Annotated in this window: 10 protein-coding genes; 2 read left to right on the top strand and 8 right to left on the bottom strand. The window is 54.9% G+C overall.

The window, feature by feature from the left end; genetic code table 11:
* Positions 1–278 precede the first annotated feature (278 nt).
* A complete protein-coding gene (gene msrQ, locus Q1B21_RS12295) occupies positions 279–893 on the bottom strand; it encodes a protein-methionine-sulfoxide reductase heme-binding subunit MsrQ (RefSeq protein WP_299889728.1) in 615 nt (204 codons plus the stop codon).
* Between the two features lie 4 nt (positions 894–897).
* Positions 898–1,800 carry a protein-methionine-sulfoxide reductase catalytic subunit MsrP gene (gene msrP, locus Q1B21_RS12290; protein ID WP_299889719.1) on the bottom strand — a complete coding sequence of 301 codons (903 nt, stop codon included), beginning with the start codon at positions 1,798–1,800 and terminating at the stop codon, positions 898–900.
* Between the two features lie 263 nt (positions 1,801–2,063).
* Here msrP and Q1B21_RS12285 point away from each other — a divergent pair, with 263 nt between their 5' ends.
* Positions 2,064–2,879 (top strand): cyclase family protein, encoded by an 816-nt coding sequence (locus Q1B21_RS12285; RefSeq protein WP_299889717.1) that lies wholly within the window; start codon positions 2,064–2,066, stop codon positions 2,877–2,879.
* Positions 2,880–3,282: 403 nt separating this feature from the next.
* Here Q1B21_RS12285 and Q1B21_RS12280 read toward each other — a convergent pair whose 3' ends face one another.
* From Q1B21_RS12280 to Q1B21_RS12255, 6 genes are all read right to left on the bottom strand, one after another.
* Positions 3,283–4,311 (bottom strand): LacI family DNA-binding transcriptional regulator, encoded by a 1,029-nt coding sequence (locus tag Q1B21_RS12280; protein WP_298934546.1) that lies wholly within the window; start codon positions 4,309–4,311, stop codon positions 3,283–3,285.
* 138 nt (positions 4,312–4,449) lie between these two features.
* Entirely contained in the window at positions 4,450–5,511 is a 1,062-nt protein-coding gene (locus Q1B21_RS12275) for an ABC transporter ATP-binding protein (RefSeq protein ID WP_299889714.1), read from the bottom strand.
* Positions 5,511–6,338, bottom strand: a complete 828-nt coding sequence (locus Q1B21_RS12270; protein ID WP_298934544.1) for a carbohydrate ABC transporter permease — start codon at positions 6,336–6,338, stop codon at positions 5,511–5,513. The genes Q1B21_RS12275 and Q1B21_RS12270 overlap by 1 nt, the downstream gene beginning before the upstream one ends.
* Positions 6,335–7,210, bottom strand: coding sequence for a carbohydrate ABC transporter permease (locus Q1B21_RS12265; protein WP_299078825.1), 876 nt, complete (start codon positions 7,208–7,210; stop codon positions 6,335–6,337). Before Q1B21_RS12265 ends, Q1B21_RS12270 begins: the two co-directional genes overlap by 4 nt.
* Before the next feature lie 57 nt (positions 7,211–7,267).
* The gene (locus Q1B21_RS12260) at positions 7,268–8,590 is read right to left on the bottom strand and encodes a sugar ABC transporter substrate-binding protein (protein WP_299889711.1); all 1,323 of its coding nucleotides are present in this window, start codon (positions 8,588–8,590) and stop codon (positions 7,268–7,270) included.
* Between the two features lie 1,146 nt (positions 8,591–9,736).
* Positions 9,737–10,192 carry an Lrp/AsnC family transcriptional regulator gene (locus tag Q1B21_RS12255; protein ID WP_299889709.1) on the bottom strand — a complete coding sequence of 152 codons (456 nt, stop codon included), beginning with the start codon at positions 10,190–10,192 and terminating at the stop codon, positions 9,737–9,739.
* Between the two features lie 115 nt (positions 10,193–10,307).
* Between Q1B21_RS12255 and Q1B21_RS12250 the strand changes: the two genes are divergently transcribed.
* On the top strand, positions 10,308–11,507 hold the full coding sequence (locus Q1B21_RS12250) for a methionine gamma-lyase (RefSeq protein WP_299889707.1): 1,200 nt from the start codon (positions 10,308–10,310) through the stop codon (positions 11,505–11,507).
* The last annotated feature ends 7 nt before the right edge of the window (positions 11,508–11,514 follow it).

Genomic DNA, 11,514 nt, shown 5'->3' with positions numbered 1-11,514 from the left:
GCGTCCAGCTGTCTCTCCAACCCGTCCGGCCGTCTCCCCGACCCGTCAGCGCAGCCTCAGCAGCGCCGGTGAAGGGGGTTCTAAGTACTACTGACAAAGACCGCAAGCAGAAAAAGACAAAAACTCGGAAAATCTCTCAACTGGCGATTTTATATTTATTTATCAAAAAGCTACATAAATACACCTGAGCGCAACCGCGCCTAAAACGCGCGTATCCAACTCGAAAAAACGCCGCCACAAAGCGTGTACGTAAAAATACCGGCAGACTCGGTCGCGAGTCAGGCGGAATCGGCCTGTCGCCAGCGGGCAAACCCACCTGGACTCGGAAAACGCAGGACAAGAAGGCCCGCGATGATCGCCAGATAGATCAAAGGTTCGATCTGAAACCCCTTAGCCAGCATCACATAATGAAGCGCCCCGAGAAGCGCTGCGGGATAAACCAGCCGATGTAATTTGCGCCAGGACGGACCTAGACGCCGCACTGACCAGTTATTCGACGTAACTGCCAAGGGAAGCAACATAAGGAACGCGGCCATACCAACTGTGATGTATGGGCGCTTGACGATGTCGGCCCAGATCTGGCTAGGCAGTTGTACATCTAACACCAGCCAAACCACCAGATGCAGGCTGACATAGGCAAATGTCAGCACTCCGATTGCCCGACGAAACTTCATCAGGTTCAAACCGACATGCCGCCGCAGAGGTGTAACAGCCAGACCAACGATCAGCAGCTGCAGCGCTAGTTCACCCAACTCATGCTCGAGCGCTTTGATCGGCTCGACCCCCAGCCCGCCGGTCATTGCGAGATACAGCAACCAGGGTGCAGGCAACGCGCCCACCAGGTAGACGCCCCAGACAGGGATCTTGCGCAATATCTGGTTCACCGCCTGCATGATCTCAGTAATTCTTTGCCAGATCCATGCCATTATACAAGCTGGCAACCTCTTGTTCATATCCATTGAACATCAAGGTGGGAACGCGCTTGGAAAACAGACCACCTCCAATGCGCCGCTCCGAGCCCTGCGACCAGCGGGGATGATCCACATTGGGGTTTACATTGCTATAGAAACCATACTCTCGCGGACCGGCCATGTTCCAACTGGTCGGCGGCTGAGTGTCAGTCAACGTTATACGGACAATCGACTTGATCGACTTGAACCCATATTTCCAAGGCACCACCAAACGCAGAGGTGCCCCGTTCTGGTTCGGGATAGGTCGGTCATAAATCCCAGTTGCCATAATTGTCAGAGGATGCATCGCCTCATCCATACGCAGACCTTCGCGATAGGGCCATTCGAGAACAGGGGAACGAACCCCCGGCATTTCTTCCGGGCGATAGGCGGTCTCGAAGGCCACATACTTTGCATCCTCCTGAACACCGGCCATGTTCAGCAGATCGGACAATTCAAACCCGTTCCAAGGGATCACCATCGACCAGGCTTCGACGCAGCGGAATCGATAGATACGCTCTTCAATCGTCATCTCGGACAAAATGTCCTTGAAGTCGTATTCGCCGGGGCGATCCACCAAGCCATCAATCTTGATGCTCCACGGTTCAGTTGTCAGTGATCCGGCATACTTGGCCGGGTCGTCCTTGCCTGTGCCAAACTCGTAGTAGTTGTTGTAAGACGTAATCTCTTCCCAAGTATTGGCTTCAAGACCATCCTCAGCCGCAGCTGGCCGGGACATAGCAGTCAGCCCGACACCAGCCATACCGGCCATGACCTGCCGCCGGTTCAAAAACGCCTTCCGCGGGGTGACGTCGGCATATGTCAAAGTGTTGGTCCAGCGTTGCGCCATTTGGGTCTCCGTATTCAATCAGCCTCGGGAACAAGGTAATGTCTGATACCACAGAGCCAAGGAAACGGGCGTCACGATTGAGAGAAGTGACTGTAACGTTCACAATGGCGTCGACACCTTGCGCCAGCTCGGCGGGCTGCCAGGAAGCGTGAACTTTACAAGTGCAGGGCCAAAAGTGCAGGCTGGACCGCAGAATAGTAAGTGTAATTGGGCGGATGGTTGAGACATCCGAATGGATTGCGAAACCGCTTAGGGAGAATACTATGTGTGACATTTGCGTAATGAACGCGGTCAAGGATCGTATGTTGTCGCGGCGAGGGTTCTTCAAGGCAGCAGCAGCCACCGGTGTGGCAGCCGCCGCAACGGGCGTTTCAGCGCCAGCTGCGATGGCTGACGGCCACGGCACGGTCGAAGACATGACCCACACCCTAAGCCCTGAATTTCCGACCTGGGGAGGTGAGCCAGGGATTTCAGCCGAGCAAGCGTTTAATTTTGCGGATCACGGTTTCAACCTGTTCAATCTTTCAATCAATGAACATACGGGCACACATATCGACGCGCCTTTGCATTTTTCGGCGGATGGCGCTTCTGTTGACGAAATCCCGGTCACAGATCTGGTCGCACCGCTTTGCGTTGTCGACATCGCCGCCCGTGCAGCCGAGGACGCCGATACACGGGTCACGCCGGATGACTTGAAAGCTTGGATTGCAGCCAATGGCGATATCCCCGACGGAGCCTGCATCGCAATGCACTCAGGTTGGTCCGCCAAGGTTGCAACCGATGGCTTTCGGAATTTCGACGGGGAGGCACAGCACTATCCCGGTTTTCATGTCGAGGCTGCACAAATGCTGATGGAGGACACCGGCACCCGGTCGATTGCCGTGGATACCTTGTCGCTGGATCACGGCATGTCGGCCGATTTCGCCACCCACTATGCGTGGCTGCCCTCGGGCCGGTTTGGTATTGAGTGTCTTGCCGGTCTGGATCGCGTCCCTGCATCAGGTGCAACACTTGTCATTGGCGCGCCGAAACATGCGGGTGGCACCGGAGGTCCGGCGCGTGTGTTTGCACTGATCTGAGGAACCGAAAAAGCCGACACGACCGGCATCATTTTTGTAGCCGCAATACTTGTATGAAAGTGCGGCACTGTGCTTGCACCTACTCAAACCGGTGCAGGCAGATCAAGAATGGTGTCCACACATCCACTCGGAACACCTCAAGAAGTCTTCAGACCGGCGGGTATCATATTCGACATGCGGAAAAGCGGGGACGCAAAAGCGGTCGATATCCACAATGATCGCGCAGAGCGGAGACATCCACTTTACAAAGACATCTGCAATGGCATTGTGATTGCTTACTAGTGCTCGCGTCGCTTGCTTTCCTTCGTGAAGTTTCAACCACCCTTCACGCACGACGGCAAGGTTCGGTCAGAAAGGGCTGCGGTTTTCGCTCAGCTCACACAAAACCATTATGCCGGGCAGTTTATGGGTCGCGTTGCCAGTCAGGTGGATTTCTTGTGCTTCCCCTAACAATCAACTGGCTTTCGATTTCAATGCGCCCCAGAGACGGTTCAGGATCATCAATCATCGATAGCAACATCCTGACCGTCGCTTCAGCCATTCGGTTCGCCGGCTGGCGCATCGTGGTTAGGTCAAAAGTTTTCCATGCCGCCATCGCAACATCATCATAGCCGATGACAGACACATCCCCTGGAACATCCAGACCAAGCTCGTGCTTGAGTGTTTCAAGAACCGCAAAGGCCATATGGTCGTTGCCGACGAATATCGAATCCGGCCCACAACCCTTCTCGAACAGGCCAAGCGTCGCCTTTCGCGCGATCACTCGGCTGTATTCGCAATCAACAACGTGAAACGGCTCTGTTCCCTGAGCTGACATTTCCGCCAGAAACCCGGCCTGCCGCTCACGACCGTTAAGAGATTTTTGCCAGCCTGCGATATGCGCTATTCGCTTGTGACCTCCGGCCAGTAAGAACCTTGCCGCAACTCGCCCACCTTCGAAATTCGCCGCCGTTACCGAAGCAAGATTGGGGTTTTCTTGTCCTCGATTGAACAGCACTAGCGGGATACCATGATCTTGTAAGCGTTTTGTTAGCTCGCTGGACACACTGACGGACGCCAGAATGATACCATCGACCTGATGAGCAAGAAGATCTTCGACAACGCCATCAACTTCGTCGGTCAGGTTTGAGGCGAAGAAGGTCATGATATGATAACCATGTTCGTGGAACTCGGAGGACAGCTTCTCCAAAGCTTCGGTGTAGAACGGATTTTTTAGGTAGGCGAGAACAATACCTATGGTTCGGGACCGGCCGGTGTTCAATGAACGGGCCAGTGTGTTGGGTCGATATCCGAGTTTAAGTGCTGCCTCGCGTACGCGTCGTTGTTTGTCGGCGGAGACTTTTGATCCCTGCATAAAGACACGACTTACCGTTGGCTGGCTAACACCTGCCAGCTTTGCAACCTCTGCCGCTGTTGTTCGGCTCACCCGCATGCACAACCCGCTTATTCAACGATATCCTGCAGCTTTATCACAAGCCGAGTTATGATCGCCAGAGCAGCTCATACGAATGTGCGATCGCCTGACCATGACCAAAGTTAGTATACCTGATTTGCAATACCGACTGGCAAGTCAGTCTTCCCGAATTCGGCTGCCAGATTCAGGGTCGAAGAGATACAGATGCTCGGCCGATAGCGAGATACCGACAACATCGTCTTGGTTCTTGCGCAGGTGCCGACTACCGCGAGCAATGACGCGCTGTTTACCCCATTGAACCGTCAGCAATGTGCTTTCACCGGTGTTTTCGAAGGCGTAGATGGTGACGTCTATGTCGCCTTCGCCGGGCTCGAACACCTTCATATCGTCGGCACGCACGCCGAGGATGACCGCGGCGCGATCGGGGATTGCCACCTTGACCAGTCGTGTTCCGCCCGTGGTGACGAACATGCCGTCCTGAACCGACCCATTGATCAAGTTCATCGCCGGAGAACCGATGAAGCCGGCAACAAACAGGTTGGCTGGGTCATTGTAGATCTTGTCCGGTGTGCCGAGCTGCTGGATTACCCCGTGTTTCATCACCGCCACGCGGTCGGCCAGGGTCATGGCTTCGATCTGGTCATGGGTGACATAGACCGTAGTGATCTTCATCTGGCGGCTGAGATGTTTCAGCTCGGCCCGCATCGTCACGCGCAGCTTGGCGTCGAGATTGGAGAGCGGCTCATCCATTAGAAAGACCTTGGGTGTGCGCACGATGGCGCGTGCAAGGGCGACGCGCTGCCTCTGGCCGCCTGACAGGGCCTTGGGCTTGCGGTCCAGAAACTGGGTCAGCTCAACCTTCTCGGCGGCTTCGTGCACTTTAGGTTCGATTTCCGGTTTCGGAGTTCCGCGTACCTTCAGCGGATACGCGATATTGTCGAAGATCGTCATGTGAGGGTAGAGACCGTAGTTCTGGAAAACCATGGCGACGTCCCGATCCTTTGGCAGATCATCATTGACCATGCGATCGCCGATCCAGATTTCGCCGCCTGTTGGATCTTCGAGACCCGCGATCATCCGCATGGTCGTGGTCTTGCCGCAGCCGGACGGCCCCAGCAGAACCAGGAATTCACGGTCATGAATTTCCAAAGACTGGTCGTCGACGCCGACGAAATCACCCCAGCGTTTGGTCAGGTTCTTGAGAATGACTTCGGCCATCAGCGTACGGCTCCCATGGTCATGCCTTGCACAAAGTATTTCCGGATGATGAGGGCGAGGACGAACATCGGCAGCATGATGATGATGCCCGCCGCGCTGAGCAGGTTCCACAGATCGCCCTCTTCGCCTTTGAACAGGGCCAGCCCGATGGGCAGCGTGACAGCGTCCTTGTTGGTCAGGATCAGCGCGAACAGGAACTCGTTCCAAGCAATGATGAAACAGAAGATCCCCGCCGTCAGCAGGCCCGGCGCCGCCATCGGCAACACGATGTTGAGGATCACCTGTATCCGGGAAGAGCCATCCACCATCGCCGCCTCTTCCGTGTCCAGCGGGATGCCGTCGATGAAGCCTTTGATCATCCAGATGGCAAAAGGCATCACAATGGCGAGGTTGACCAGGATCAGTCCCGAGCGGGTATCGAGCAGCCCGATGTCACGGAACATCACGAAGAACGGCAGGATGATGACCACTGCCGGGACGAACTGGGTCGCAAGGATCATCACCAGCATCGCCGTTTCACCGGTCAGGCGGAACCGGGAAAAGGAATAGGCCGCCATGGTGGCAATGGGGATCGCGATGACGACGGTGACAAGCGCCACGACGGTCGAGTTGATCAACTTGGCGCCCAAGTAATACGGCGCATCGAACACGATCCCGAAGTTTTTCAGCGTCGGTGTGAATAGTAGTTTTAACTGATAAACATCCACGTGGTTCTTGAACGCAGCAAGAAAGATCCAGATGATCGGGACCAGCATGATGAAGATCGCGATCAGGATCAGCACAATCTGGATCGCATCGACGATCTGTTTTTTCTGGCGCCCGGTCATGATGCTTTCCTGAACACGAACTTGGCATAGGCGTAGGTCAGGAAGATCATCGGGATAACCATCAGCCAGGCGACGGATGCCGAATAGCCGATCTGTCCGTATTTCATGCCGTTGAAGTAGATATAGTGGCTGAGCGTCTGGGTGGCCGTGCCCGGCCCGCCATTGGTCAACATGAAGATCTGATCGAATGTCTTCAGGCTGAAGATCGATTTCAGGATGATCACCACCGCCAGAACCGGTGCGAGTTGAGGCAATGTCACGTCCCGGAACACCCGCCAGCCCGAAGCGCCGTCAACCTGCGCGGCCTCGATCGTTTCCTGCGGAACCGACGCCAGCCCGCCGATCAGCACAAGTGTCAGGAACGGGATCCATCCCCAGACATCGGCCATCACGCAAACCGCAAAGGCAAGCTGTGGATGGGCCAGCCAGCTGATGTCAGCCAGCGGAGGAAAGACGGCGCCGAAAAACGCGTCAAACAATCCGAATTCGGGGTTGAACATGAACCGGAACGAGACACCTATTAATGCCGGCGACATGGCAAAGGGCAGGATCAGCAACGTCTGCACACCCGACCTGAGTCGTCCACCCGGAGCCAGAAGCATTGCCAGACCCAAGGCTAGCACGGTCGTCAAGGCAACCGTCAACACAGTGTAAATCCCGGTCACCCAGACCGAATTCCAGAAAGCTGGTTCTTCCCAGAACGCCCATGTGTAGTTCTCGAAACCAAGATAGCCCTGAGGGAAGTCGGGTTTGTTGAGCCGCCCCACAGTGAAAGACAAGCGCAGAGACTCAACAAGCGGCCAGATCGCCGTGGCGAAAACGACCAGCACCGCTGGCAGCACCAGCAGGTATTTCAGCGTATTGTCACGCATTGTCCGTCCGATCCGATTGTGGCGGGCGCAGCCGTCATGGCCACACCCTGCAAAGTATCACTCGATACGCCCAGCGCGCCTGAGCACGCGGTTGGATTGCTCGGCGGCCTTGGTCATCAGTTCCCGGACATCGCCACCGGCCGCTGCCTCAGCGATAGCGGCTGACAAGATGTCTCCGACTTCGGGCCATTCGGGAATTTGCGGCATGATGTCGGACTCTTCCAGCGACTCCCAGGCTGCTGCCTGAATACCATCATTTGCCGCGTTCACATCCGCGTCCTGCAGCGACGAGATATGGGTGACAACGTTGTTCACAATCGACTTGCCAGCCACTTCGCGTTCGATGGCGTTGGCCTTATCCATTTCTGGGTTCGAAAGCCATTTCATGAATTCCCACGCAGCTTCCTTGTTCTGGGAATACTCAGAAATAGAAAACGGCATCGAAATTGCATAGGTTTTCGTCCGACCATCATAAGACGGCATCCCGGTGAACCCGACCTGATCCTTGGTCAGAGTAGACGATTCCGGGTTGTAGAAACCAGAATAAGCCCACCACCAAACAGGGATCATCGCAGATTTACCCTGCATAAACGACTGACGCGCGTCCTGTTCGACAAAGGCCAGGCTGTTGGGGTTCGTAACGCCGTGAACAGTGTGTAATGCGATATAATCCTCAGTGGCCTTTATCGCCTCGTCACTGGTCCAGGCAGCGGTCCAGTCATCGTTGAAGATATCCGCCCCAGCGGCCCAAAGGAAGTTGATCCAGATGAACAGGTTCTGTCGGTTGCCGTCGTTGTTATAGTAGAGTGCAAGAGGGGCAATGTCGGGGTTGGTTTCCTTCAGAGCTTTGCCAATCTCGATCACTTCCTGCCAGGATGTCGGTGGCTCTGGAATCAGATCCTTGCGATAGAACATCAGCTGCGGATGGGCGCGCAGGGGGAAGCCAAGCGTCTTGCCATCATACTGGGCTGACCGCGCAAATGCAGTTGGATAGCGATCCATCGAAATCCCGTCCTGCGCCATCATATCATCGATTGGCATCAGCCAATGCGCATTAGGAGGGCCCCAACTGTCGAGGTAATTGACCACATCGAAGGTTCCGTTGGCCGCAATCCCTTCGGCATTGATTTTCTCTTGCAGCGACCCGAAAGGAATAAACGTCCACTCTGTTTCGATCCCTGTCAGTTCGGTGAATTCGTCGTCCCGCAGCATCAAGCCGTCGAATTGTGGGGTTACCACGCTTAGGATGTTGAGCTTTGCCCCTGCATATGGCTGACCTTCCTTCAGATCATAGGGAATGTCTTCTGCGGCGGCGTTGAGCGGCATCAACGACATTGCGGTCACGACGACGCCTGCCTTCAATAGAGTCTGTCTGCGCATTCTCTCCTCCCTCACGAATCGCAACATTTGGTTACCTAGGGTAAGATTATCATGAATACGTATTCAAGAACTATCTGACGCGTGTTGATGCTGGCCTTCTAACCCGGCTAAATGCGCACTAACCAGCGGGTTCGACATTCACCGATTGGCTGGCTGCTGCCATGCGAGACCGTCCGATCCAAATCTGGACCAGATCACTGCCCCTTCGTCCATGGGAATCTCAACATCTCGAAGGACAGCGAGTCTAGCTTGATCGAACTTGTGCCACTTCTGGAGGGTTACATAAGTATTCCGAAACTGTTCGATCTTTTATGCGTTTGAATTGCGGTGAGACCTCCAGATTGGAGCAGCACTTGCGACTATGTCATGTGCCAGCCAAGATTCGCCGTCCGCAAAGAGTACTCCAGGGACAGAGCTGGCAGCGAATGAGGCCACAGACGAGCCATAGAAAAGATTCTATCCCGGTATTTGGCGCCGCTGGGCAGCTCAATCCAACCGGTTACTCAACGCAACTTCAAATTTGAGATCCGCCCGAACCCACACCATGCGGACCTTGCTGCCGATCGCCGTCGGCTTCAAGATCAGCGTTCTGGAAAACGTCTCGTAAGATGATCAGTCGGGAACCCTCGCACAATGCAAACGTCATTTCCAAAGCGACGGGTGCATCAAACTGCAGAGTATCATCGCGAACGCGTGACAACGGCTCAAGCAATTCGCTTTGCTAGATGCTAGATGAACTCGATTTCTTCGCTTCATACCCGAAACGCCAAGCACCAAAAGATGATCTCATTACTACCTTAGAATGGTTTTGGAGATAACATCGCCATAATTCACCTAACAGGTTTAGTGACTGTCGTTCATGTGATCGGCGAGGACGGCATGGTTTTCAACCTTGATGAAAGAAATCGCTTAACGCCGTCGTCAGTGTCGCAAAGATCATCCTCTTGTGGGCTGAGGCAATGGTCGCGAGGCCAGAGCAAGCGTTCGGTGACCTGCAAAGAGCGGAAAGAGATACGCTAAGCTGAATCATTCGAATTAAGTGCAGTTGCCATGCTGGCTCATCTCCTCAGGCCGCTGTCCGGGCCAGTCGACATCGAAGCCATAGTGGCCTCAGAAACCATGGCGCGGCGATTGATTCATTGCCAATCAAGGGGGCGGAAACACAGCCGTCTTCTTGACCGTACCATAAACGAAACTGGTGTCGATCGAGGCAACCCCTCCAATCGGGTGGATGCGATTTCGAATAAACTCTTCATAGGCCTCAAGATCCGACACGAGAACCCGCAACTGGTAGTCCATCGCACCGGTTAACACATGGCATTCGAGAACTTCGTCGATCATCCGAACCCGCTTTTCGAAGTTCTGCACATCCGTTTCGTTATGCCGTTCCAGCCGAATGCGCACAAAGACGGTAATGGCCATCCCATAAGCGGCGGCATCTACATCGGCGCTGTATCCCTTGATGATCCCCTTGGCCTCGAGGTTCTTGACCCGGCGCAGGCAGGGCGACGGCGATAAGTTCACCGCGTCAGCGAGATCCTGATTGGTCATACGTCCGTCCCGCTGAAGCGCACGGATGATGTGTCTGTCTTTGGCGTCCATGATATTCTCAGAGTAGCAGATTATGCCAACTTTTACTCAGATATTAGTACAACTTGCAATCAAATGCCTAGCGATAGGGTATAAATTGATCCTCAACAGGACTGAGGAGACTTCTATGACCCGTTTAACCGGATTTGCTACCCGCGCCATCCATCATGCCTATAACCCACAAGAAAACGACGGCGCGCTGACCCCGCCTTTGCACCTAACCTCGACTTTTTCCTTTGAAACAGCCGAGGCCGGTGGAGAGATGTTCGCTGGCGAACGCGAAGGCCATATCTACAGCCGCATTTCTAACCCCACATGCGATCTTCTGGAACGCCGCATTGCCACCCTCGAAGGGGCCGAAGCCGGGCTGGCGCTTTCCAGTGGTATGGGCGCGATCACCGCCGTGTTGTGGACACTGCTGTCGCCCGGTGACGAAGTTATCGTCGACAAAACGCTTTACGGCTGCACCTTTGCATTCATGCGTCATGGCCTGGCGAAATGGGGTGTCAAAATCACCCATGTCGACATGACGGACCCCGAGAACCTGCGCGCAGCCGTGTCAGAGAAAAGCCGCGTGGTCTATTTCGAAACCCCTGCCAACCCGAATATGCGACTTGTGGATATTGCCGCCAACGCAGAGATCGCGCATTCGGTCGGCGCACAGGTCGTGGTCGACAACACCTATGCCAGCCCATATCTCACCCGCCCGATTGAGCATGGTGCAGATATCGTTCTGCACTCTGCGACCAAGTATCTAGGCGGGCATGGAGACGTGGTCGCTGGTCTGGTTGTCGGCAAGTCAGAACAAATTGCCGAGATTCGTCTTGTCGGAATGAAGGACATGACCGGGGCAGTAATGGCACCGTTCAATGCGATGCTCGTTCTGCGCGGGTTAAAAACACTGAACCTGCGTATGGACCGACATTGCGCCTCGGCGGGCGTTGTTGCTGGCTTTCTCGAAGCCCATCCATCAGTTGGAGCGGTGTATTTCCCAGGGCTTGAGAGCTTCGCTCAGCATGATATCGCACAGCGACAGATGTCCCAACCCGGTGCAATGATTGCTTTTGAGATCAAAACTGGACTGTCCGGTGGCATTGGCCTGATGAATAACCTGAACATGATCCAGCGCGCGGTCTCTCTGGGTGACGCCGAAACCCTGATACAGCACCCAGCCTCGATGACGCATTCCACCTACACGTCCGAGGAACGGGCCGAGCATGGTATCAGCGACGGTCTGATCCGCCTGTCAGTCGGACTTGAGGACGTCGAAGACATCCTTGCAGACCTTGAGCAAGCCCTGCTCTATCCTACCCGTAGCGCCGCCTGAACTTGGA

The sequence above is a fragment of the uncultured Ruegeria sp. genome, from assembly GCF_947504215.1.
Taxonomy (GTDB): Bacteria; Pseudomonadota; Alphaproteobacteria; order Rhodobacterales; family Rhodobacteraceae; genus Ruegeria.
This window is presented reverse-complemented; position numbering and strand designations above follow the sequence as displayed.